This is a genomic window from Allobosea sp. AAP35 (genome assembly GCF_001295925.1).
In the GTDB taxonomy this organism is placed as follows: Bacteria; Pseudomonadota; Alphaproteobacteria; order Rhizobiales; family Beijerinckiaceae; genus Allobosea.
The window spans coordinates 16,125-38,955 of sequence record NZ_LJHQ01000027.1; the positions used below are offsets into that span (position 1 = coordinate 16,125).

26 protein-coding genes are annotated in these 22,831 nt (G+C 66.1%); 13 read left to right on the forward strand and 13 right to left on the reverse strand.

Features of this window, described 5'->3' with window-relative positions; genetic code table 11:
• Positions 1 to 19: 19 nt before the first annotated feature.
• On the reverse strand, positions 20 to 883 hold the full coding sequence (purU, locus tag IP69_RS10845) for a formyltetrahydrofolate deformylase (RefSeq protein ID WP_197279819.1): 864 nt from the start codon (positions 881 to 883) through the stop codon (positions 20 to 22).
• 393 nt (positions 884 to 1,276) lie between these two features.
• On the opposite strand from purU, the gene iolG reads away from it, so the two are divergent.
• Both iolG and IP69_RS10855 read left to right on the forward strand, forming a co-directional pair.
• Positions 1,277 to 2,302: an inositol 2-dehydrogenase gene (gene iolG / locus IP69_RS10850; RefSeq protein WP_054142842.1), complete on the forward strand. Its 1,026-nt coding sequence runs from the start codon at positions 1,277 to 1,279 to the stop codon at positions 2,300 to 2,302.
• A complete protein-coding gene (locus IP69_RS10855) occupies positions 2,299 to 3,111 on the forward strand; it encodes an inositol monophosphatase family protein (protein ID WP_054142843.1) in 813 nt (270 codons plus the stop codon). Before iolG ends, IP69_RS10855 begins: the two co-directional genes overlap by 4 nt.
• 12 nt (positions 3,112 to 3,123) lie before the next feature.
• Here IP69_RS10855 and IP69_RS10860 read toward each other — a convergent pair whose 3' ends face one another.
• Complete coding sequence (locus tag IP69_RS10860) at positions 3,124 to 3,591, reverse strand: NUDIX hydrolase (protein ID WP_349236293.1); 468 nt, start codon at positions 3,589 to 3,591, stop codon at positions 3,124 to 3,126.
• A gap of 184 nt (positions 3,592 to 3,775) precedes the next feature.
• Positions 3,776 to 5,065 (reverse strand): ArgE/DapE family deacylase, encoded by a 1,290-nt coding sequence (locus IP69_RS10865; RefSeq protein WP_054142844.1) that lies wholly within the window; start codon positions 5,063 to 5,065, stop codon positions 3,776 to 3,778.
• A 209-nt stretch (positions 5,066 to 5,274) separates the two neighbouring features.
• Between IP69_RS10865 and IP69_RS10870 the strand changes: the two genes are divergently transcribed.
• Positions 5,275 to 5,868, forward strand: a complete 594-nt coding sequence (locus IP69_RS10870; protein WP_054142845.1) for a MarR family winged helix-turn-helix transcriptional regulator — start codon at positions 5,275 to 5,277, stop codon at positions 5,866 to 5,868.
• 6 nt (positions 5,869 to 5,874) lie between these two features.
• On the opposite strand, the gene IP69_RS10875 is transcribed toward IP69_RS10870, so the two are convergent.
• Both IP69_RS10875 and IP69_RS10880 read right to left on the reverse strand, forming a co-directional pair.
• A complete protein-coding gene (locus tag IP69_RS10875; protein WP_054142846.1) occupies positions 5,875 to 6,126 on the reverse strand; it encodes a hypothetical protein in 252 nt (83 codons plus the stop codon).
• A gap of 105 nt (positions 6,127 to 6,231) precedes the next feature.
• Entirely contained in the window at positions 6,232 to 6,516 is a 285-nt protein-coding gene (locus IP69_RS10880; RefSeq protein ID WP_054142847.1) for a hypothetical protein, read from the reverse strand.
• A gap of 171 nt (positions 6,517 to 6,687) precedes the next feature.
• Between IP69_RS10880 and dapD the strand changes: the two genes are divergently transcribed.
• Positions 6,688 to 7,530, forward strand: coding sequence for a 2,3,4,5-tetrahydropyridine-2,6-dicarboxylate N-succinyltransferase (gene dapD / locus IP69_RS10885; RefSeq protein WP_054142848.1), 843 nt, complete (start codon positions 6,688 to 6,690; stop codon positions 7,528 to 7,530).
• A gap of 77 nt (positions 7,531 to 7,607) precedes the next feature.
• Here dapD and IP69_RS10890 read toward each other — a convergent pair whose 3' ends face one another.
• The 3 genes from IP69_RS10890 to IP69_RS10900 form a co-directional block, all read right to left on the reverse strand.
• A complete protein-coding gene (locus tag IP69_RS10890; RefSeq protein ID WP_054142849.1) occupies positions 7,608 to 8,261 on the reverse strand; it encodes a 3-oxoacid CoA-transferase subunit B in 654 nt (217 codons plus the stop codon).
• 71 nt (positions 8,262 to 8,332) lie between these two features.
• Positions 8,333 to 9,037: a CoA transferase subunit A gene (locus tag IP69_RS10895; RefSeq protein WP_054142850.1), complete on the reverse strand. Its 705-nt coding sequence runs from the start codon at positions 9,035 to 9,037 to the stop codon at positions 8,333 to 8,335.
• 152 nt (positions 9,038 to 9,189) lie between these two features.
• Entirely contained in the window at positions 9,190 to 10,827 is a 1,638-nt protein-coding gene (locus IP69_RS10900; RefSeq protein WP_156323402.1) for a caspase family protein, read from the reverse strand.
• A gap of 548 nt (positions 10,828 to 11,375) precedes the next feature.
• Between IP69_RS10900 and IP69_RS10905 the strand changes: the two genes are divergently transcribed.
• The 5 genes from IP69_RS10905 (at position 11,376) to IP69_RS10925 (ending at position 16,238) form a co-directional block, all read left to right on the forward strand.
• Positions 11,376 to 12,140: an ABC transporter ATP-binding protein gene (locus IP69_RS10905; protein ID WP_054142852.1), complete on the forward strand. Its 765-nt coding sequence runs from the start codon at positions 11,376 to 11,378 to the stop codon at positions 12,138 to 12,140.
• The gene (locus IP69_RS10910; protein ID WP_054142853.1) at positions 12,130 to 12,873 is read left to right on the forward strand and encodes an ABC transporter ATP-binding protein; all 744 of its coding nucleotides are present in this window, start codon (positions 12,130 to 12,132) and stop codon (positions 12,871 to 12,873) included. The genes IP69_RS10905 and IP69_RS10910 overlap by 11 nt, the downstream gene beginning before the upstream one ends.
• An 88-nt stretch (positions 12,874 to 12,961) precedes the next feature.
• Positions 12,962 to 14,167: an ABC transporter substrate-binding protein gene (locus tag IP69_RS10915; protein WP_054142854.1), complete on the forward strand. Its 1,206-nt coding sequence runs from the start codon at positions 12,962 to 12,964 to the stop codon at positions 14,165 to 14,167.
• Between the two features lie 162 nt (positions 14,168 to 14,329).
• A complete protein-coding gene (locus tag IP69_RS10920) occupies positions 14,330 to 15,217 on the forward strand; it encodes a branched-chain amino acid ABC transporter permease (RefSeq protein WP_054142855.1) in 888 nt (295 codons plus the stop codon).
• Positions 15,218 to 15,248: 31 nt separating this feature from the next.
• A complete protein-coding gene (locus IP69_RS10925; RefSeq protein WP_054142856.1) occupies positions 15,249 to 16,238 on the forward strand; it encodes a branched-chain amino acid ABC transporter permease in 990 nt (329 codons plus the stop codon).
• A gap of 162 nt (positions 16,239 to 16,400) precedes the next feature.
• Here IP69_RS10925 and IP69_RS10930 read toward each other — a convergent pair whose 3' ends face one another.
• From IP69_RS10930 to IP69_RS10945, 4 genes are all read right to left on the reverse strand, one after another.
• Positions 16,401 to 16,931, reverse strand: a complete 531-nt coding sequence (locus IP69_RS10930) for an isochorismatase family protein (RefSeq protein ID WP_054142857.1) — start codon at positions 16,929 to 16,931, stop codon at positions 16,401 to 16,403.
• A 265-nt stretch (positions 16,932 to 17,196) separates the two neighbouring features.
• Positions 17,197 to 17,415 (reverse strand): hypothetical protein, encoded by a 219-nt coding sequence (locus IP69_RS10935; protein WP_054142858.1) that lies wholly within the window; start codon positions 17,413 to 17,415, stop codon positions 17,197 to 17,199.
• A 4-nt stretch (positions 17,416 to 17,419) separates the two neighbouring features.
• Positions 17,420 to 17,695: a DUF1488 domain-containing protein gene (locus IP69_RS10940; protein ID WP_082359220.1), complete on the reverse strand. Its 276-nt coding sequence runs from the start codon at positions 17,693 to 17,695 to the stop codon at positions 17,420 to 17,422.
• Between the two features lie 30 nt (positions 17,696 to 17,725).
• Positions 17,726 to 18,697, reverse strand: coding sequence for a beta-1,6-N-acetylglucosaminyltransferase (locus tag IP69_RS10945; RefSeq protein ID WP_197279817.1), 972 nt, complete (start codon positions 18,695 to 18,697; stop codon positions 17,726 to 17,728).
• A 15-nt stretch (positions 18,698 to 18,712) separates the two neighbouring features.
• On the opposite strand from IP69_RS10945, the gene IP69_RS22500 reads away from it, so the two are divergent.
• The 4 genes from IP69_RS22500 to IP69_RS10960 all read left to right on the forward strand — a co-directional run bounded on the left by IP69_RS22500 (position 18,713) and on the right by IP69_RS10960 (position 22,175).
• A complete protein-coding gene (locus IP69_RS22500; protein WP_282568234.1) occupies positions 18,713 to 18,835 on the forward strand; it encodes a hypothetical protein in 123 nt (40 codons plus the stop codon).
• 223 nt (positions 18,836 to 19,058) lie between these two features.
• Complete coding sequence (locus tag IP69_RS10950; protein ID WP_054142859.1) at positions 19,059 to 19,889, forward strand: aldo/keto reductase; 831 nt, start codon at positions 19,059 to 19,061, stop codon at positions 19,887 to 19,889.
• 148 nt (positions 19,890 to 20,037) lie between these two features.
• Complete coding sequence (locus IP69_RS10955) at positions 20,038 to 21,546, forward strand: MDR family MFS transporter (protein ID WP_054142860.1); 1,509 nt, start codon at positions 20,038 to 20,040, stop codon at positions 21,544 to 21,546.
• A gap of 101 nt (positions 21,547 to 21,647) precedes the next feature.
• The gene (locus IP69_RS10960) at positions 21,648 to 22,175 is read left to right on the forward strand and encodes a DUF1269 domain-containing protein (protein WP_054142861.1); all 528 of its coding nucleotides are present in this window, start codon (positions 21,648 to 21,650) and stop codon (positions 22,173 to 22,175) included.
• Positions 22,176 to 22,205: 30 nt separating this feature from the next.
• Here the strand turns inward: IP69_RS10960 and bluB are convergent, their stop codons facing one another.
• Positions 22,206 to 22,829, reverse strand: coding sequence for a 5,6-dimethylbenzimidazole synthase (gene bluB, locus IP69_RS10965; protein WP_054142862.1), 624 nt, complete (start codon positions 22,827 to 22,829; stop codon positions 22,206 to 22,208).
• Positions 22,830 to 22,831: the final 2 nt, after the last annotated feature.

Consider the following 22,831-nt stretch of genomic DNA (forward strand, 5'->3'; position numbering starts at 1 on the left):
AGGGAACGGCGAGGATTGTTCAGTCGGTGAAGACGACCGTCTTCTTGCCGTTCAGCACGACGCGGTCTTCGAGATGGTGCAGCACGGCACGCGCCAGCACGCGCCGCTCGATATCGCGGCCCTTGCGCACCAGATCCTCGGGCATGTCGCGATGCGAGATTCGCTCGACGTCCTGCTCGATGATCGGGCCCTCGTCCAGGTCGGGCGTGACGTAATGGGCGGTCGCGCCGATCAGCTTCACCCCGCGCTCATGGGCCTGATGATAGGGCTTGGCACCCTTGAAGCCGGGCAGGAAGGAGTGATGAATATTGATGCAGCGTCCGAGCAGCTTGGCCGAAAATCCATCGGACAGGATCTGCATGTAGCGCGCCAGGACGACGAGATCGGTCTGCGTCTCCTGCACCAGCCGCCAGATCGCTGCCTCCTGCTCCATCTTGGTCTGCCGCGTCACGGGCAGATGGTGGAAGGGCAGGTCGCCGAGATCGGTCGAGGACAGATGCTCGCGGCCATGGTTGGAGACGATGGCCGCGATCTCCATCGGCAGTTCGCCGATGCGCCAGCGATAGAGCAGGTCGCTCAGGCAGTGGTCGAATTTGGAGACCAGAAGCATGACGCGCTTTTTCGTCGCACGCTCGCGCAGGGTGAAATCCATGCCAAAGCGCAGGGCAAGATCCCCCACCGACGCCGCGATCGCCTGATGCGGAGCGCTCTCGTCGAGCCGGGCGAAAACGACGCGCATGAAGAAGCGGCTGGTCTCGACATCGTTGAATTGCTGCGCGTCGAGGATATTGCAGCCGGCTTCGAACAGCAGCGTCGAGACGGCCGCGACGATGCCCGGGCGGTCCGGACAGGAGAGGGTGAGAATGGCGGTACGCTCGGACAAGGCTTGGTCGAAGCTTGTGTGTTCGGACATGGCTGACGCCGCCGGCACGGGCGGCCCTTTGCGGGAATGACAGGGGAAAGACGGGCGAGGGGACGGCTTCTGCGCGCAACGCGCCGCGCTCAACCTCGCCGTGGAAAAGCCCGGCGCGCGATGATCTGGCAGTCACCGGCTGCCGCGTGGGCCCGCGACCCAAATCCCCTGACGAGGCTGTGCGTCATCATGAATCCGATATCGGCCAAGGCCGTTTGTAGCCAGACGCGGATGCACACCCCCAAGGCATGACTTGTCAAGACACCGAGGCGTCGGCTTGACGATCGGGGGCGAAGCATGACTGACACAACTCAGTGACACGAAGCCGCACCAGGCTGACGACAGGCAGGGACGATCCGCCCGATGACGACGAGACGAGCGACGCTGAAGGTGGGGCTGCTGGGCGCGGGACGGATCGGCCGCATCCATGGCCAGAACGTCGCGGCTCATCGCGATGCGGACCTCGTCGCCGTCGCCGACGCCATGCCCGAGGCTGCAGCCGCGCTCGCTGCTGCCACTGGAACGCGGGTCGCGAGCGCCGAAGCCATCCTGTCCGATCCCGGCATCGATGCGGTTCTGATCTGCGCCCCGACCGACACCCATGCCGATCTGATCGAGGCGGCCGTCTCGGGCGGCAAGGCGGTGTTCTGCGAGAAGCCGGTCGATCTCGACGCAGAGCGCATCCGCCGCTGCCTGGCTGTGGTCGAGCGGTCCGGCCAGCCCCTGATGATCGGCTTCAACCGCCGCTTCGATCCGAGCTTCGCCGCGCTGGAGGCGAGGCTGCGGGCGGGTGAGGCCGGCGAAATCGAGATCGTCACGGTGATCTCGCGCGATCCTTCGCCGCCGCCGGTGGACTATGTGGCGCGCTCCGGCGGGCTCTTCCGCGACATGATGATCCATGATTTCGACATGGCCCGCTTCCTCCTGGCCGAGGAGCCCATCGAGGTCTTCGCGCTCGGCTCGGCGCTGGTCGATCCGGCGATCGGAGCGGCTGGCGACGTCGACACCGCCGCCGTGCTGATGAAGACGGCTTCGGGCAGGATCGCGCAGATTTCGAATTCCCGCCGCGCCACCTATGGCTACGACCAGCGCATCGAGGTGCATGGCTCCAGGGGCATGCTGCGGGCCGGCAATATCCACGAGACGACGGTCGAAAGCGCCACGGCCGCCGGTTTCCGCGCCGATCCCGTGCAGAATTTCTTCCTCGCGCGCTATGCCGCGGCCTATCGCGCCGAACTCGATGCCTTCATCGCCACCTGCCTCGGCGGTACGGCCCCGACGCCCTCGGGGCGCGACGGCCTGAAGGCGCAGATCCTGGCCGATGCCGCAACCGCATCGGCCAAGACCGGCAAGCCGGTCGCGGTGTCGCTGACGGAGGACCTGACATGACCCCCGCAGATCTCGAACGGCGCTATTATGCGGTGCTGGGCCTCGTCAGCGAGGCCAGCCGCATGGCGCTGGGCTATTTCAACAAGAGCGACAGCCTCGGCATCACCATGAAGGGCGCGCAGGACTGGCTGACGCTGGCCGATGGCGCGGTCGAGGATTTCCTGCGCCAGCGCCTCACGGTGATGTTTCCCGGAGACGGGATCATCGGCGAGGAGGGTGGCGGGCAGGCCTCAGATGCGGTCTGGATCATCGACCCGATCGACGGCACCGCGAATTTCGCCCGCGGCGACCGCAACTGGTGCATCTCGATCGGCTTTCTTCTGAACGGCGTGCCCGTAATCGGCATCATCGCCGCCCCGGCGATGGAGGAGGTCTATGCCGCCCGACGCGGGCAGGGCGCCACCATGAACGGGCAGCCGATCAGCGTCTCCGGCGCCACCGACATCGCCCGCGCCGCTGTCGAACTCGGCTGGTCGACCCGGGTGCCGGCCGCGCGTTATCTCGCGGTGATCGAGCGCGGTTATGCAGCAGGCGCCGCGATGAAGCGCTCCGGTTCGGGCGCGCTTGGCATCTGCCACGTCGCGATCGGCCGCAGCGACGCCTATGCCGAACTCCACATCAATGCGTGGGACGTCGCGGCGGGTCTGGTCATCGCCAGCGAGGCGGGCGCGGCGGTGAATGATTTTTTTGCAGGGGACGGCATCGCGACCGGCAATCCGGTCCTGTGCTGCACGCCCGCATTGCGCGCGGAACTGGAGGCGATGACCGGGATTGCCTCCCTGTCACCCCAAGCTGAACGTCACGCATAAGCGGCCGACGGATCAGGCCGCGACGGCGACCTGCAGCATGCGCATAGCCGTGGCGAGTTCAGGCTCGTCGACGAGGTTCGCGGCATCGTCGAGGCTGAACCAGCGGCTTTCGCGCTGCCCCTGCTCCGGCCAGGTTTCGAACTGGCGCTCGACATCGAGGCGAAACAGCGTGGCTTCGCACAGGACGAAGTGGTCCGACATCCGCTTCCAATAGGTGTAGCGCCCGATCGGCTCCGACGTGATTTGCCCCACCACGCCCGCCTCTTCATAGGCCTCGCGCGCCGCCGCCTCGGCTGGCGTCAACCCCTTGATCGGCCAGCCCTTGGGCACGATCCAGCGCTGCGTCGTCCGCGACGTCACGAGCAGGACCTCCATGGCTCCGCTGCTCCGATAGCGGATCGGCATGGCGGCGACCTGTGCCCGAATGCTTCCAGGTGCGCGTTTTGTCTTCTTCATCGATCGGCGGTGCCCCTCCTCCATCTAACGAGCGGAGGGCCGATTCGTTCGACCCGCCCTGCGAAATAGATATTGCGGCTGCGGGTCGATATGGAAAGCCTATTCCGCGTGCCCTCCTGCCTCATTTAGGGGCTCGCGGTGCTCGAACAAGACAGCTGCAGCGAATCCTGCGGCCTTTTGAGCCATATGCGGCGAAGGAACGCGCCCGTCAGCCGGACACGGTTTCGACCCCGCACCACTCCGCCACGAACAGCGCCATCGACCCCGTGATCCGCTTCAGCGAGGCGAGGCTGACGCGCTCGTCGAAGGCGTGGATGTTCTCGCCCATCGGCCCGTAGCAGAGCGCCGGGATCTTGTCGTAGAGCGCATGAACGCGGGCATCGAGATAGGCCGGCGTCATGAAGGATTGCAGCGGCTTGCCGAGCGCCGCTTCATGCGCGCGGCCGAGCACGGCTTCGGCCTCGCTGCCGGGCTCCAGCACATAGCCCTCGGCCCAGAAGCCGTTGAAGGTCACCCTGGGCGGATTATTGGCCAGGAACGCATCGGCGCGCGAAGCGGCGCGAATGCAATCCTCGATCCGGCGCGCGATCTCCCGCGCCTCGACCCCGGGATAAAGCCCGACGCGACAATCGACCCGGCACCAGCACGGCACGGACGAGGCCCAGTCGCCGCCCTCGATCTTGCCGATGTTAAGGTTGATCGGATGGGCCTGATCCTCGAAATGCGCGCGGCCGACCTTCTCGGCGTTGAACTCCGCCTCGAGTCCGCGCAGCGCCGCGATCACGCGATAGGCGGCGTCGATGGCGTTCGCGCCGGCCCCCATTTCGCGCACATGCACCGGCACGCCGCGAACCTCGAACTGGAACCAGATCACGCCCGCATTGGCCCGCGCCAGCATTTCGTATTCCGGCTCGGGGATCAGCGCGGCCTGCGCACGATAGCCGCGCAGATGCGTCATCAGCGCGCCGTTCCCGGTCGATTCCTCCTCCACCACCGATTCGAGGTAGACCGTTGCCGCCGGCTGCAGGCCGATGCGCCTGAGCGCGTCGAGACAGGCGAAATTGGCGGCGTGTCCCGCTTTCATGTCGGCGCCGCCGCGGCCATAAAGCCAGTCGCCCTCGATCACGGGGTCGAAGGGCGCATGCGTCCATTGATCGACCGGGCCGGTCGGCACCACATCGACATGCCCCTGCAGGATCAGCGAACGTCCGGTTTCCGCGCGGGGATGATGGATGCCGACGACGATCGGCGCGTCCGAGTGATGTTCGGAGAACGGCGCGCCGCCGGGATGGGCCTTGATCAGCGCCTCGTCCATCTTGAAGCGGTCCATCGTGAAGCCGCGCTCCTTCAGCGCCCGGAACACGAAATCCTGGCAGGCATGCTCCTGCCCGCGCAGCGAGGGGAACCGGATCAGCTCCTGGGTGAAGGCGATCTGCTGCGCGAAGCCGGCTTCGACGGAGGCAAGGATCGCGTCGCGCAAGGCGGTGTCGAGAGGCATGGGCAAGGCTCCGTCGGGGGGTGCGTTTGGCGTCGCGGCGCCGCCGCAAGACGCATGCCGCTTCACGCGGACAGCCGGGACAAGCTGCGTCAGCAGCGTCACCGGGGCAACCGCCTTATTGGCCGAGACTGGAGAGTGCGTGGGACCGATCACCTTGCTAGGTGCGGCCGCCGCATGTGAGATGCGCGTCACTGATGTCGGGATGAGAGATGTCTTCGACCAAGCGCGACAGAGCCGATGGGGAGCGCAACGTGCTGGATCTGCGCGGCTATGTTCCCTATTTCCTGACCGCGATCTCCAACACCTGGTCACGCAGCTCCTCGCGCCTTTATCTGGAACGCTTCGGCGTCGGCGTCACGGAATGGCGGGTGATCTCACAATTGGCGATCGAGCCGCGCATCGCCGCGCAGCGCATCTGCGAGGTCATCGGCCTCGACAAGGGTGCGGTCAGCCGCAGCGTCGCGGCGCTCGTCGCGGCCGGGCATGTCACGGAGTTTGCGGATGGCCGCGATGCCCGCCGCCAGCTGCTGCAGCTGACCGCCAGCGGCCATGCCCTGCACGACCGTCTGATCACGCTCGCCATCGCGCGCGAGCAGATCATGCTGGAGGGGTTCACAGCCCAGGAGCGGACACAGCTGCTCGGCTTCCTGCACCGGCTCCAGGCCCGCCTGCCTGCGCTGCGCGATGGGCAGGAAAAGGGGAGGTTGGGCGAGGCAGAGGCGGACGAGCCCCGGATGGAAAAGCCTCGGGGGGGCGAGGTTTCGCCGCGAAGCGAAGGCCGCGACACAGACGAGCGGCGGTGATCGCGCTCACCAGCGGCGGTAGCCATAGCCGAAGCCATAGCCGCCATAGGGGCCGCTGAAATCGCGATAGGCGAAGGCACGGCGGCTGTCGGCCCGGTCGAGGTCGATCTGCTGCAGGCAGTTGGCGAAGGCATCCGTGCCGGTGCGGAAGCCGTAGCCCCGGCATTGCTCGGCATCGAGCGCGCGCCGCTCCTCGATCGTGATGCAGCCGCCCAGACCCAGGGCAAGCGCCAAGACGGCGATCGATGCGATCTTCATAATCGGTCATCCTTCAATAGCGCAGCGGTGTCATCCAAGGCTTGAAATTGCGCCGAGATTGCGAGCGGCCCCATGCCCGGAGGAGCGGCCGCGGCAACGGCGGCCTCAATCCCAAGGCGAATCCACCTTGCACCGATAACCCACGAAGCACTGCGCCGTGTCGCGGCTCGGCACATAGGCGGGCTCCAGAAAGTCGCCATGTTGGCAGAAGCCGCGGTCGCGCACGAAACGGTCGAAGGTGTGGCCGCCGGTGCCCAGCACGATCGCGCCATTGGCTGCAACGCTCTGGCGGTTGGCCGCACAGCTTCGCTCGGGCGTCGAGGGTCGCGGCTGGGCCATGGCCGCTCCGGCCGCCAGCACCAGCATCAGGGACAGGGTCACACGGGTCATGGCGGCCTCCGGCTAGGGATCACGATGGCAGTCTAACACGCCTGGGGCCACCGTCGTTCCTCCCGCGCACTGCGTCAGGCCGTTGCCGGTCCCGGGCGCGCTGCTTGACGCCGCGCCGCCCATCCGCCATCGCTCCCGCGTTTTCGCAAAAAGAACGCCGGAGCTCTCACCATGTCGCTGACCGATCTCGCCGCCACCATCGACGCCGCCTGGGAGGCCCGCGCCGAGATCGGCATCAACACCACGGGCGCGGTGCGCGAGGCGGTCGAGCAGGCGATCGAGATGCTCGATGCAGGCCAGGCCCGCGTCGCGGAAAAACAGGGCACTGAGTGGGTCGTGCATCAGTGGCTCAAGAAAGCGGTGCTGCTGTCCTTCCGCCTGACCGACAACATGATCATCGCCAACGGCCCCGGCGATGCCGTGTTCTGGGACAAGGTGCCGTCGAAATTCGCCGGCTGGGGCGAGAACCGCTTCCGCGCCGCGGGCTTCCGCGTGGTGCCGCCGGCCGCCGCGCGCAAGGGCTCGTTCCTGGCGCCAAACGTCGTGCTGATGCCCTCCTTCGTCAACATCGGCGCCTATGTCGATTCAGGCACCATGGTCGACACCTGGGCGACGGTCGGCTCCTGCGCCCAGATCGGCAAGAATGTGCATCTGTCGGGCGGTGTCGGCATTGGCGGTGTGCTCGAGCCGCTGCAGGCCAACCCGACCATCATCGAGGACAACTGCTTCATCGGCGCCCGCTCCGAGGTCGTCGAGGGCGTCATCGTCGGTGAGGGCTCTGTGCTGTCGATGGGCGTGTTCATCTCGGCCTCGACCAAGATCGTCGATCGCGCCACGGGCGTCATCCATATTGGCAAGGTGCCGCCCTATTCGGTCGTGGTGCCGGGCTCGCTGCCGGGCAAGCCCTTCCCGGACGGAACGCCCGGCCCCTCGCTCTCCTGCGCCGTCATCGTCAAGACGGTCGATGCGCAGACGCGCTCGAAGACCGGCATCAACGAATTGCTGCGGGATTGATCTGAAGCGCCCGCCCCGAGCGATGGGAGACGTTGCTCGGGGTCTTCAGAACCAAGACCATTGCGTTTGTGGCGCGCTCAGACCGCCACGGTGAACGACACCCCGGTCTTCGCCTTGATCTCGTCGAGGGTGACGCCTTCGGCGAGCTCGATCAGCGTCATGCCGCCGCCAGCCTCGTCGATGGTGAAGACGCCCAGATCGGTGATCACCATATCGACGACGCCGGCTCCGGTGAGCGGCAAGTCACAGGCCGACAGGAGCTTCGGCGATTCCGTGCCGTCCTTGTTCCTGGCCACGTGCTCCATCACCACGACGACCTTCTTGACGCCGGCGACGAGGTCCATGGCGCCGCCCATGCCCTTCACCATCTTGCCGGGGATCATCCAGTTAGCGAGGTCGCCATTCTGCGCCACCTGCATGGCCCCCAGGATGGAGAGGTCGATATGGCCGCCGCGGATCATCCCGAAGGAATCGGCGGAGGAGAAGAAGCTCGTCGTCTTGAGTTCGGTGATGGTCTGCTTGCCGGCATTGATCAGGTCCGGATCCTCGTCGCCCTCATAGGGGAACGGGCCCATGCCGAGCATGCCGTTCTCGGATTGGAGCTGCACCGACATGCCGTCGGGGATGTAGTTGGAGACCAGCGTCGGGATACCGATGCCGAGATTGACGTAAAAACCGTCCTTCAGCTCCCGGGCGGCGCGCTGTGCGATCTGTTCGCGGGTCCATGCCATGTCAAAGATTCCGATCTGTCTCTTGCGCGAATTCTGATCGTCCGGCCGTCCCGGCCGAACGGAAAGCGCGCTCAGGCCGCACGCTTGCGGACGGTGCGCTGTTCGATGCGCTTGACGCTCTGGGGCGTGTGCACGATGCGCTTCACGAAAATGCCGGGCGTGTGCATGTGGTCGGGGTCGATCTCGCCCGCCTCGACCAGATGCTCGACCTGGGCGATGGTCATGCGCGAGGCGCTCGCCATCATCGGATTGAAGTTGCGCGCGGTCTTTCGGTAGACGAGGTTGCCCTCGGTGTCGCCCTTCCAGGCATGCACCAGCGAGACATCGGCGAAGATGCCGCGCTCCAAGATGTAGCGCTCGCCGTCGAACTCACGCTCCTCCTTGCCCTCCGCCACCAGCGTGCCGACGCCGGTCTTGGTGAAGAAGGCCGGGATGCCGGCGCCGCCGGCCCGGATGCGCTCGGCCAGCGTGCCCTGGGGGGTGAATTCGAGCTCGAGCTGACCGGAAAGATAGAGCTCGGCGAAGAGCTTGTTCTCGCCGACATATGACGAGATCATCTTCCGGATCTGGCGGGTTTCGAGCAGGATGCCGAGACCCGCGCCATCGACGCCGGCATTGTTGGAGACGAAGGTCAGATCCTTCGCGCCGCTCTCGCGCACCGCCTCGATCAGCACATCAGGAATGCCGCAAAGACCGAAGCCACCGGCCATCAGGGTCATGCCGTCCTTGATGACGCCGGCGAGAGCCGCCGTCGCGTCAGGAAAAACCTTCTTCATCGCATCGCCTTCTGCCGCTGAATGGTCGTGCCGACCGTCACGCTACAGGACTAGCCGAGACGGCGGCAAGCAGGAATTGGCCGTTTGGCGATGCGCAAAGCCGGCCCGACGGGTCGGCTTTCGACAGGCCGTCAAGCGGATCAGAGCCGCGCTTAGCGACGGAAGCCACCGCCGAGAACGCCGCCGATCGCGCCGCCGACGATCGTGCCGAGGATTGCGGCGCCAGCGGCGTCGCCGTTGCTGTTGCCCCGCCCGGCGCGCTCGCGTTCCAGGTCGCGGCGGATCACCGGGTCGCGCTCATATTCCAGTCCGCGCTCCCCGTCGCGGGCAACGCCACGCGCGCTGCCCTGGCCGACGGGGTCGGTCGCCGTCGTGCGGGTGCGGGCGACGGACTTGGCCTCCTCGGCCAGCGCGCGCTGATAGGCCGGCTCGGTCTGCGCCCGCAATGCCTTGAGCTGCATCGCGGCGAGAAAGCCGGTCGCTTCCAGGCCGCGTGTCGATTGCCACTCCTTGATCGCGCTGCGCTGGCTGGGCCCGAAAGTGGCGCTGGCCTTGCCCGGCTTGAAGCCCGACAGGCTCAGCCGCCGCTGGAGTTCGCGCCGGTCCTTGGTCGACAGCTTGAGCGCGGCTTCCGTCTGAGCATTGCCGACCTCGGTCTTCATTGCCTCGTCGGCGATCGCCTGGCCGGTTTCACGCGACGACGGCAGCGCGGAGGCGGCAGCGGCCGCAGCCCCGGCACCGAGAGCAGCTGCTCCGGCGGCGCCAGGAAGAGCGGCGACGTCGACAGGCTCCGGCCGCGCGAGGCGGTTCTTGGCGAAGGCGGCGAACTGGCCCGTGGGGAACGCGTCGAGATAGGCCTTGTAATCGCCCGGCGTGTTGCCGCGCTCGGCGGTTTCCCACATCCGGATATCCATCTGGGCGCGATCGAGGCCCATCGGCGCAGGCGCGGCCGGTGTCTGCACGGCGCCGTCGATCGCCTTGATCGTCACCGACGGATCGACGGCGGCGAGCTTTAGCGTCGGGTTCAGTTTGAATTCGCCGATGATCGAGGAGTTGGTCCAGGGCTTCTGCTTCTTGTTCGTCGACTCCCAGACATCGGCGCGAACCCGGTCCATCACCGTGGTGATCGACACTTCCGGCGTCTCGATATGCTTCAGTAGCGCGGCGGTGAAGGGGCTGTTGCCATCCTTCTCGCCGTCGAGCGCGGTCGAGCGCGGGTCGGTCGCAAACGCAATCAGGATGCCGGACGCCGACTGGGTTTCGATCGCGGTCAGGCCCCGGGCCACCGAGCGGGACCTGGCGGCAAGCTGCGTCGCGAACGGGTTGTCGCGGCAGGCGTCGAGAATGAGGATGTTGACGCGCTCGTCGCGCTGCATCTGGCGCAGGATGAGCTGAACGTTGACCGCGCGAAAGTCGAGATCGGCCTCCGACTTCAACGTCGCATCGACCGGGATGAGATAGTTCTCGTCGCCCACCGCGATGCCGTGACCGGCGTAATAGACGATGCCGGCCTTGGCGCCATCGAGCTTCTGCGCGAATTCCCGGACGATGCCGGTCATCTCGTCCATCTTGAGATCGTAGCCTTCGACGACCTCGAAGCCGAGACGCTTGAGCGAGGCGGAGATGGCGGTGGCGTCGCGCTGCGGGTTCGCCAGCCGCGGCACTGCCGTGTAGGCGCTGTTGCCGATCACCAGGGCGACGCGGCGATCGGGTGCGGCCTGCGCCGGGACAACCCAGGCCAGCGCGGCCACGGTCAGCATCCCCGCCACGGCGACGCGCCGTGCAGTCATGCGGATGGCTGCGAAGCTGGGCCCGATGTCCAAACCAAAAGCAAGACGCAAGGTAACCTCCCTGAACGGTCCGCCACGACAAGATCGGCCCCGTTTCACGCCGGCGGGAGCGTGCAACGGGAGGGCACCGTCACAGGACGGCCGCAGGATCGCCAGGAAACAGGCCGAAATATTAATTCATTCTGCCGGCCGGGCAAACCCATTTCCTTGGGTCACCGTGGAGTCGACGGTTGTTTGTCGTTCGACCGAGGCTTCAGGTTCAAAATCGCCGCAGGCCGGCTTTCGGGTGCGCTTTATTCGCATGCGCCGGGGCGCGCATCCTCTGTTTGAAGGAGCGGCGGCCTGAACGAGCAGGCGTCTTGAAGACAGTCGGGCTAAAGACCGGGGAAACACCGCGTCCACGGGTAAGACGAAGGGATGAGCCAGGCTCCCCGGGGACGTTTGGCGGCCTTCCGGCGTTGACACATGCATCAGGCGCGGTGCAGCATTGCGTTCAAGGGAAACGGTCATAACAAGAAAGATAAAGATGACGATCGCAAGCGGTTGGCATGTCTGAGGATATCATTCTCTCGACCTCGGGATTGACCAAGGAATTCGGCGGCTTCTCGGCGGTTAGCGGCGTGGACCTGAAGGTCAGGCGCGGGACGATTCACGCGTTGATCGGCCCCAATGGCGCCGGCAAGACGACATGCTTCAACCTGTTGACGAAGTTTCTTGCGCCGACACGCGGCGCGATCGTCTATAATGGCCGCGACATCACCCGCGAGAAGCCTGCCGAGATCGCCCGGCTGGGCCTGGTCCGCTCGTTTCAGATCTCGGCGGTGTTTCCGCAGCTCAGCGTCAAGACCAATGTCCGCATCGCGCTGCAGCGCAAGCGCGGCGACAGCTTCGACTTCTGGCGCTCGGAAGAAGTGCTGAAGCCGCTCGACGAGGAGGCGCTGCGGCTGGTCGAGGCCGTCGGCCTGTCGGCCTTCGCCGAGTTGCCCGCGGTCGAGCTCTCCTATGGCCGCAAGCGCGCGCTGGAGATCGCCACGACGTTGGCGCTCGACCCCGAGATGATGCTGCTGGACGAGCCGATGGCGGGCATGGGCCGCGAGGATGTCGAGCGCATCGAGGCGCTGATCCGCAAGGTCTCGCAGAACCGCACCATCTTGATGGTCGAGCACAATCTCTCCGTCGTCGCCTCGCTCTGCGACCACATCACCGTGCTGGCGCGCGGACAGGTTTTGGCCGAGGGCGATTATGCCCAGGTCTCGAAGGATCCGCGCGTGATCGAAGCTTATATCGGTTCGGGGGTAGGCCATGCTCACTGAGGCCATGACGGCTCCGGCGAAGACAACCGCCGCCGCGCCGATGCTGAAGGTCCGCGGCCTGGAGGCCTGGTATGGCGAAAGCCATGTCCTGCACGGCATCGATTTCGATGTGGCGCCGGGCGAGGTGGTGACGCTGCTTGGCCGCAACGGCGCCGGCAAGACCACGACGCTGAAATCGATCATGGGCGTCATGTCCAAGCGCAAGGGCTCGGTGACGCTCGAAGGCACCGAGACGATCGGGCTGCCGTCGCGGGCGATCGCCCGTCTCGGCATCGGCTATGTGCCCGAAGAGCGCGGCATCTATGCCTCGCTCAGCGTCGAGGAGAACCTGATGCTGCCGCCGCGCGTGCGGCCGGGCGGGCTCTCGCTCGACGAGATCTTCACGCTCTTCCCCAATATCAAGGAGCGGTTGAAGAGCCAGGGCACCAAGCTCTCGGGCGGCGAGCAGCAGATGCTGGCGATCGGGCGCATCCTGCGCACGGGGGCGCATTTCCTGCTGCTCGACGAGCCGACGGAGGGGCTGGCACCTGTGATCATCGACCAGATCGGCGCGACCATCCGCAAGCTCAAGCAGGACGGCTACACGATCATCCTGGTCGAGCAGAATTTCCGCTTTGCCGCCACCGTCGCGGACCGGCATTATGTCGTCGAGCAGGGCCGCGTGATCGACATGATCGAGAACGCGCAACTCGATGCCAACATCGACAAGCTGCACGGCTATCTCGGGGTCTGATCTCGTCTGCGGTCAGTCGAGGACCCCCAATCCGATCCATATCGGACAACACGTCGAAAACGACGCCATTCCCAGGGAGAGACACATCATGAAGCTCAAGACATTCCTGACCACGACCGCCTTCGCCGCGCTGATGGCGGCTCCCGCGCTCGCCCAGCAGATCAGCATCAAGGCCGGCGTCCTCAACGACCGCTCCGGCCTCTATGCCGACCTCTCGGGTGAGGGCTCGGTGATCGCCGCGCGCATGGCGGTCGAGGACTTCAAGGCCGCCGACAAGGGCATCAAGGTCGAGATCGTCTCGGCCGACCACCAGAACAAGCCCGATGTCGGCTCCACCATCGCCCGCACCTGGTACGATCAGGACGGCGTCGATCTGATCCTCGACGTGCCGACCTCCTCGGTGGCGCTCGCGGTCAACCAGATCACCCGCGAGAAGAACAAGATCTTCCTCAACTCGGGCGCGGCGACCTCCGACCTGACAGGCAAGGCCTGCTCGCCCAACACGGTCCACTGGACCTATGACACCTATGCGCTGGCCCAGGGCACGGGCGGCGCGATGGTGAAGGCCGGCGGCGACAGCTGGTACTTCATGACCGCCGACTACGCCTTCGGCCATGCGCTGGAGCGCGACACGTCGGCGATCGTCACCAAGAATGGCGGCAAGGTCGTCGGCGCGGTACGCACGCCCTTCCCGGGCACGGATTTCTCGTCCTTCCTCCTGCAGGCCCAGGCCTCCAAGGCCAAGGTGATCGGGCTGGCGAATGCCGGCGGCGACACCATCAACTCGATCAAGCAGGCGGGCGAATTCGGCATCGTCGCCGGCGGCCAGAAGCTCGCAGGGCTGCTGGTCTTTCTTACCGACGTGCATTCGCTGGGTCTGGCGACCGCACAGGGGCTGGTGCTGACGGAGTCCTTCTACTGGGACACCAACGACCAGACGCGGACCTGGTCGGACCGTTTCGCCAAGGCCAATGGCGGCAAGAAGCCGACCATGGTGCAGGCCGGCGTCTATTCCGGCATGCTGCATTATCTCAAGGCGGTCGAGGCGGCGAAGTCGAAGGACTCGGCTGCCGTGATGGCCAAGATGAAGGAGATGCCGACCGACGATCCGCTGTTCGGCAAGGGCACCGTGCGCGCCGACGGCCGCAAGATGCACGACATGTATCTGTTCGAGGTCAAGAAGCCCGGCGAGTCGAAGGGGCCCTGGGACTATTACAAGCAGGTCTCGGTTCTGCCGGCAGAGCAGGCCTTCCGTCCGCTCGCCGAGAGCGAGTGCCCGCTCGTCAAGAAGTGAGCGGCTGAGCCACCTCACGGCGTCATCCTGGGCGACCGAAGGTCGTCCGGGATCCATCGTAGAGCACCGCGCCCTCCGATGGATCCCGGATTGCAGCTTCGCTGCATCCAGGATGACGGCGAAGCGCACAACACAGACCACCCAGAATGATCTGAGCCCCGCATGTTCGAACTCCTCGGCATTCCCCCGCAAGCGCTGTTCGGCCAGGTCCTTCTCGGCCTGATCAACGGCTCGTTTTACGCCATCCTCAGCCTCGGGCTGGCGGTGATCTTCGGGCTGCTCAACATCATCAATTTCAGCCATGGCGCGCAGTACATGATGGGCGCCTTCGTCGCCTGGATGTGCCTGACCTATCTCGGCATCAACTATTGGGCGGCACTTCTGCTGGCGCCGCTGATCGTGGGGGCCACGGGCATCGCGATCGAGCGGCTGCTGCTGAAGCGCATCGCCCATGTCGACCATCTCTACGGGCTGCTTTTGACCTTCGGCCTGGCGCTGATCATCCAGGGGCTGTTCCGCAACGCCTATGGCTCGTCGGGCCTGCCCTACCAGATCCCCGCCGAGCTGCGCGGCGGCGTCAATCTCGGCTTCATGTTCCTGCCCTGGTACCGCGGCTGGGTCGTCGTCGCCTCGCTGATCGTCTGCCTCGCGACCTGGTTCCTGATCGAGAAGACCAAGCTTGGCGCCTACCTGCGCGCCGCGACCGAGAACCCGACCCTGACCCAGGCCTTCGGCATCAACGTGCCGCTGATGGTGACGCTGACTTACGGCTTCGGCGTCGCGCTGGCGGGATTTGCCGGCGTGCTCGCCGCGCCGATCTACTCGGTGAACCCCAACATGGGTGCCGACCTGATCATCGTCGTCTTCGCGGTGGTGGTCATCGGAGGCATGGGCTCGATCCTGGGCGCCATCGTCACCGGCTTCTCGCTCGGGCTGGTCGAGGGGCTGACCAAGGTGTTCTACCCCGAGGCCTCCGCCACGGTGATCTTCATCATCATGGTGCTGGTGCTGCTGGTGCGCCCCGCCGGCCTGTTCGGACGGGCCGCGTGATGGCCGCCCGCCGCGAGACGAGGATTTGACCATGGCCGATATCGCTGCCACCGACGCCCCCGCTGCGCTCCTGCCGGGAGAGGCCGACCAGGCCACGCTGCGGCTACATCGCATCATCATGATCGGGATCGCGATCGCGCTCGTGATCGCGCCCTTCGTGGCCTATCCGGTCTTCGTCATGAAGGTTTTGTGCTTTGCGCTGTTTGCGCTCGCCTTCAACCTGCTGCTCGGCTATGGCGGCCTGCTGTCTTTCGGCCATGCCGCCTATTTCGGCATGGCGAGCTATGTCTGCGCCTTCACCGCCAAGAACTGGGGCCTGACGCCGGAGCTGGCGATCCTGCTCGGCACGGCGGTCTCCGGCGGGCTCGGTCTCGTCTTCGGCGCGCTGGCAATCCGGCGGCAGGGCATCTATTTCGCCATGATCACGCTGGCGCTGGCGCAGATGGTCTACTTCTTCTCGCTGCAGGCGCCGCGCTTCACCGGCGGCGAGGACGGCATCCAGGCCGTGCCGCGCGGGCGCTTGTTCGGCATGATCGACCTGTCCGACGACCGCACGCTGTACTGGCTGGTGGCGGCGATCTTCATGGCCGGGTTGCTGGCGATCTACCGCATCATCCACTCGCCTTTCGGCCAGGTCTGCAAGGCGATCCGGGACAACGAACCGCGCGCGATCTCGCTCGGCTACCGCGCCAACCAGTACAAGCTCGCCGTCTTCGTGCTCTCGGCCATGCTGGCGGGGCTCGCGGGTTCGACCAAGGCGATCGTCTTCCAGCTGGCCTCGCTGACCGACGTGCACTGGTCGATGTCGGGCGAGGTCGTGCTGATGACTCTGGTCGGGGGGCTCGGCACGGTGTTTGGGCCGATCGCGGGCGCGCTCGTCATCGTGTCCATGCAGAACTACCTGGCATCGCTGGGCGCCTGGGTTACCGTAGTCCAGGGCGTGATCTTCGTGATCTGCGTGATGACCTTCCGCGAAGGCCTCGTCGGCGTGATCTCGAAATGGATCAAGAAGCCGCTGTAGCCGACCGCGTTTATGCTCTGAAACACCACCGTCATCCCGGGCGGCCGAAGGTCGTCCCGGGGTCCATCATAGGGCACCGTCGCGCCCTATGATGGATCCCGGAGCTGCGCGGCTATGCCGATTGTCCGGGATGACGGCGTGTTGTCCGTACCTCACGACAAACTACTTCACCAGCTTCAGCACCTCGCGAAACCGCGGATGCTGCGCGCTCTTCAGCCATTCGAAGATCACCATCTCGGTGGTGACGATCTCGGCGCCGTGGCGCTCGAGCCGGCGCAGGGCGGCCTCCTTCGATTCAGGCTGGCGTGACCCGCTGGCGTCCGCGACCACCGCGACCCGGCGGCGATGGGTAAGCAGGGAGAGCGCCGTCTGGCCGAGGCAGACATGGACCTCGCAGCCGCAGATCACGATCTGCCCGTCGCCTGCCAGCGCCTCCAGAAAAGCGCCCTCGGCACAGGCGTCGAAGCTCATCTTGGTGACGACGGGGCCTGCGCCCACCAGCTTCGGCACCGTGCCCCCCAGCCCCGCCGGGTTCTGCTCGGTCATCACGATCGGCACGCCGAGCAGGCCGGCCGCCGCCACCAGCCGCTGCGCATTGGCGACGAGGCGCGCGCCGTCATGGATCGCCGGCATCAGCCGGGCCTGGAAATCGATGATGACGAGGGTCGAATCGCAGGCGCTGAGCAGGGGCATGGGCCTCATCCGGTTGGCGCCATCATAGCGGGCCCCCGACGCACCGAAACCCCGGCCGGCTGATCGCCGCGGGGTTTTGGGAAAGCTCACTCAATCGCGTGTGTTTGTTACGTGGTGCCATCACCGCGTCATCCTGGGCGTTCGCGCAGCGAAGGCCCGGGATCCGTCATAAGGCAGGACAGCGCCCTATGATGGATCCCCGTCTGCGCGCCTTCGCCGCTGGCCCAGGATGGCGGTTGTGGTTGCGAGCCAGAATGACCTGAGCTCAGCCCTGCGCTGCGTCCGGAACCGGGATCTCTTCATCGATCTCGTGATGGCCGACCGCGCGTTCGAGGCCGTCGGGGCCACGGACGCGGTATTGCTCTTCCTTGTTGTCGCGCGGCGGCATCAGCCGGGTGATCTCGAACGGGCCGGGACGGACCTGGTTGTGAAAACCGGCGGTCAGATTGACCATATCGCCGGGCTTGTAGGGGGGGCGCGCCATCGTCTCAGCCTCTTCCGGTCATGTCGGCCGCCGTGAGGCGGTGGTAGCTCGTCTTGTGGCGGCCATAGGCGCTGGTCGCGGCCTTGAGGATCGCGTCGCGATGGCTGTCGAAAACCGCCAGCATCTGTGCTTCGTCATCGCCGGCCGCCGCGCCGAGCTTTCGCAAGGCGTCGATGTCGATCTGGAAGGCGATCTCAAGCGAGGCATCCGACCCCCAGAAGCTGATGCAGGAGCGCCCGGCATCGAAGCGGCGGACGGGGTTGGGAAAGTTCAGGGCCATGAGAACCTCTTCCTGGTTTTTGGCTGCGATTCAGGAGGCCAGGAAGGCAGGCTGCGCAAGAGCAGCCGGCAGATTTCCCGGAACCGAGACATTTGCAGGGCTCGAGGCATGTCCCGGTGGCGAGACATGGATCGGGATCCCGGCAGGGAGGCCCGTAGGCAGCGGCCCTGCATCGCCGCGCAGGCGCGTATCGATCATGTCGAGGATCTCGTCATCGACCAGCGAATCGAATTTGCGCGCGAACAGGCAGGCACTCGCCAGCAGTTCCGGCGCATCGTCGGCGGTGTAGGTGCGCGGGCGCAGCTTGATGTCGCCATCGGGCACCCAGTCGATCAGGCGCTGGTCGTCGCTGACGATCTCGCCATGCTCGGCCGTGTTCATGATCACGGTCTGGAAGAAGCCCTCATCGGCAATGAAGGTGTTGCGATAGAAGGCCTTGTAGCGCCGTGCCTTGGGATCATGGCACACGAACTCGCAGAAGCGCCGGCTGACGATCATCCACTGGTTGCCGATATAGGGCGAGACGCCTGTCATGAAGGCACGCGGAAACGGCGTCCTGACGATGCGCTTTTCGAACTCGATGACGTAGCGGCCGATCCGCTGCATCGTCTCGGGCCGCGCCTTGCGCTGGTCCAGGACCTTGATGAATTCCTTGCCGCGGTTGGCCCTGAGGAAGCCGGAGATCTCCTCCTGACTCTTGAGCGGGTAATCCTGCCCGCTGAGATTGATGAAGAACTCCCAGTCGGCGCCCATTTCCAGCAGCTGCGCCATGCCACGCAATTCGGCATCGACGAGACTGTAGCCGCCCCAGAGCGCATGATGGCCCTTCAGGATCGCGCTATTGGGAAATCCGAGCAGGAAATTCCGGATGTCGTCTTCCAGTTCGGGACCCGAATTCTTGTCGACATGGATCAGGTAGTGATTGGCGGGATTGTAGATCGCCTCGAACATGCGCTTGAACTGCGCGGGATACCGATGGACCAGAACGAGATAAGCGATCAACGCGATTTTCCTTAGGTGATCGGCAACATCGCCACACCCGACGAGCGCGACAATGCCGCCGCCTTCGCCTTCGCCGTCGAGGCGCGTGTGATCCCGTGGGACCAGGCTGCCGCGCAAGCGCATGCGATCCGCCCATGAAAGGGCGGCAGCGATACCGATAGTGTCTCGATGCCGGTCGAATCCGAACCCATCAACCGCAAGGCGGCTTGCTCTCGACGACCGTGACGTGGACATGGGGTAGCGGCGCTGCGATTATAAGGCCGAGGCGGAAATAAGACCGCCTTGGAAACGACACTGTTGCCGGGCCGCTCCGTGTTAGCCACGGGGTGCCCGCCGCGCCGGTCGGCTGCGGAGAAGCGACATGATCACGATCGAAACCCATGGTGCACAGATTCCCGCGCTGGGATTTGGGACCTTCCGGATGGAGGCCGGCGATGTGCTGCGGATGGTGCCCGCCGCGCTCGCTCTGGGCTTTCGCCATGTCGACACCGCCCAGATCTATCGCAACGAGGCAGCTGTGGGGGAGGCGATCGCCGGCAGCGGCGTCGCACGCGGCGAGGTCTTCCTGACCACCAAGGTCTGGATCGACAATTTTGCGCCCGACCGGTTCCTGGCCTCGGTCGATGAAAGCCTCGCCAAGCTGAAAACCGACCATGTCGATCTCCTGCTGCTGCACTGGCCCAATGGCAGCGTGCCGCTCGCCGACCAGATTGGCGCGCTGAACGCCGTGCGGGAGGCCGGGAAAACGCGCCATATCGGCGTCAGCAACTACACCATCGCCCTGCTCGCGCAGGCGCGGGCGCTGAGCGCGGCGCCGCTCGTCACCAACCAGGTCGAGTACCATCCCTATCTCAACCAGAGCCGGCTCATGAGCGCGATGCGCGAGGCGGGGATGGCGCTCACCGCCTATTACGCGATGGCCGACGGCAAGGTGTTCGCCGACAAGCTCCTGGCGGAGATCGCCGCCCGGCACCGGCGCAGCGTCGCGCAGATTGTGCTGCGCTGGCTGGTCCAGCAGGAGGCCGTCGTGGCGCTGTCGAAGACGGTGAGCGAGGACCGCGCCCGCGACAATGCGGCGATCTTCGACTTCGCCCTCGACGCAGCCGAGATGGCGGCGATCCACGCGCTTTCGGTGCCGGACGGGCGCGTTCTCAAGCCCGAGGGGCTCTCGCCGGAATGGGATGTCGCCTGAGGCCGGGCGGGCGAACCGCTTGGGAAATCGGTTCCATGTCGCAAAGCATGGCCGCCAGACCGCCTTCGCCTGCTGAGCCTCTGGTGCATGGCTTGAGCGAGTTTTAGACTGTGGCCTGATCAGGATGCACGGATGGGCGCGAGACTTCATGGATAAGCGGGTCGAGGCGACCACCCATCAAGCGGCGAGCGTCATGGCGCCCCTGAGCCATGAGGACATCCGGAGCATCCTGCTCGGCATCATGCTGGCGATGTTCCTGGCGGCGCTGGACCAGACCATCGTCGCCACCGCGATGCCGACGATCGGCCGCGAACTCGGCGATGTCGCGCATCTGCCCTGGGTGGTGACGTCTTATCTGCTGGCCGCCACGGCGGTGACGCCGCTCTATGGCAAGCTCGCCGACATCCATGGCCGGCGGGTCGTGCTGCTGTCGGGGATCGTTGTCTTCATGCTGGGCTCGATCGCCTGCGCGCTTGCACCCTCGCTCTGGCTTCTGGTGGTCGCGCGCTTCATCCAGGGGCTGGGCGGCGGCGGGCTGATCGCGCTGGCGCAGACCATCGTCGCCGACATGGTCCAGCCCAAGGAGCGCGGCCGTTACCAGGTCTATATCGCCTCGGTGTTCATGGCCTCCTCGCTGCTCGGCCCCGTGCTCGGCGGCGTCATCGCCGAGCGGTTGCACTGGTCGGTGATCTTCTGGATCAACCTGCCGCTCGGGGCCGTCGCCTATATGATGACGAGTTCCTCGCTGAAGCGCCTGCCGCGCCATGAACGACCCCACAAGCTCGACCTGCTCGGCGCCTTGCTGATCACGGCGGCGACGATGACGCTGCTGCTGGCGCTGTCCTGGGGCGGCATGCTCTACCCTTGGCTCTCCGCGCCCATCGGTGGGCTCGTCCTGCTCTCGCTTGTTCTCTGGCTGGCCTTCGCCTGGCGATTGCGCAGCGCCGAGGAGCCGCTGATCCCGCTCGACATCCTGGCCAACCCGGTGGTGCGGATGGGCACGATCGCGGCGGGCTTCGGCATGGGCACCTTCATCGGGTTGACGATCTATCTGCCGGTCTATTTCGAGACTGTCGCGGGCTTGAGCGCCGCCTCCTCGGGGCTGGGCCTGCTGCCGTTGACGGTCGGCACCGTCATCGGCGCCACCGTGTCGGGACGGGCGATGACGCGGCTGACGCATTACCGGCGCGTGCCGGTCGCGGGCCTCGTCGTCGCGCTGATCGGTATGGCGGTGCTGACGCTTTATGCCGGCGCGATGCCGCTGGTCCCCTTCTGCCTGCTGCTCGGCCTGGTCAGCCTGGGGCTCGGCACGATGCTGCCGGTCGCCACCGTCTCGATCCAGAACGCCGTGCTGCCGCACCAGCTCGGCACGGCGACGGGCACGGCCAATTTCTTCCGGCAGATCGGCGGGGCGTTGATCGTGGCCCTGTTCGGGGCGATCATTCTCGGCGGCATCGGCGCTTCCGGTGCCGGCCTGTCGCATGAGACGCTGTCGCTTGGCGGTGTTGACCGCGCGACGATGATTCTTCTGTTTCAATATGTCTTCGCAGCGACGTTTGCGGGCTTTGCCTGCGCGCTGATCTTTCTGCTGCGGATGAAGGAACTGCCCCTGCGCAGCGGCACGGCGCAGGCCGCCAAGGCCATGACGGGCGATTGACGAAAGGTCAGGACGTTCGGCCAGATCTGCTCTCGCCTCGCCACAGGGCCGTCACAGGACGGGTCCACATCTCGGCCTCTAGGCCGCAGCAGGAGAGCCCCATGTCCGATCTCGTCGTCATCGTCTATCCGACCGAAGCCCGCGCCGAGGAGATGCGCCAGAAGGTCTTCTCCCTGCAGAAGGAATACCTGATCGAGATTGGCGATGCCGCCATCGCGGTGATGCATGAAGACGGCAAGGTGAAGCTCAACCAGCTGCTCAACACGACCGCGATGGGCGCGGCCTCGGGCTCGTTCTGGGGTCTGCTGATCGGCGCGATCTTCCTGATGCCGCTGGCCGGCGTGGCGCTGGGCGCAGCCTCGGGCGCGCTCGGCGGGGCGCTGACCGATTACGGCATCAATGACGACTTCATGAAGGAGCTCGCCGCCAGCCTGCAGCCGGGCAATGCGGCGCTGTTCGTGCTGGTCAAGCGCGTCACCGGCGACAAGGTGCTGGAGGCGATCAAGGGCAGCGGCGGCACCGTGCTCAAGACCTCGCTCGACCATACCCGCGAGCAGGCGCTGCGCGACGCGCTGGCGGGGGTGAGCGCGGCGGCGCCCGATGCGGGAGCCTCGACGCCTGTCGGTTGAAAACCGGGATTGAGGTGGAGGCGCGGCGCGTTACCGCCCGCGCTCCCACCCCGCCTGGACCAGCTCCGGCACCTCGCTCTGCGCCTCCGGCCAGCCGACGCAGAGCCAGGCGATCAGCTTCCACTCGGGTGGCGCGCCCAGCGCCTCCCGGACGATCTCCGGCTCGAGGATCGAGACCCAGCCGACACCGACGCCGGCAACCCGCGCCGCCAGCCAGAACTGCGTGATCGCGGCGACGACCGAATAGTCGAGCATCTCCGGCATCGTCTGGCGGCCGAGGCCCTGGCCCTGCGCCGTGCCGTGATCGCAGAACACCGCGATCTGCTCGGGCGCCTCGCGCATCCCTTCGAGCTTCAGCGTCGCATAGAGCTGCGCCCGCTCACCCTCGTAAGCGGCCAGTGCATCGGCATTGCAGCGTTGAAAACTTGTCAGCGCCGCCTTGCGCTGGGCTTCGTCACTGACGCGAACCCAGCGCCAGGGCTGCGAATAGCCCACAGAAGGCGAGAGTTCCGCCTGCGCCAGCAGCCGCTCGACCAGCCCATCGGGCAGGCCGTCGCGCCGGAAGCGCCGGACATCGCGCCGCCAGGCCAGGAGTTCGGCGAACTGCGCCGCGAAGGCGTCGTCGAAGCGGGGAGGGTGGCCTGGCTGGTCCATGC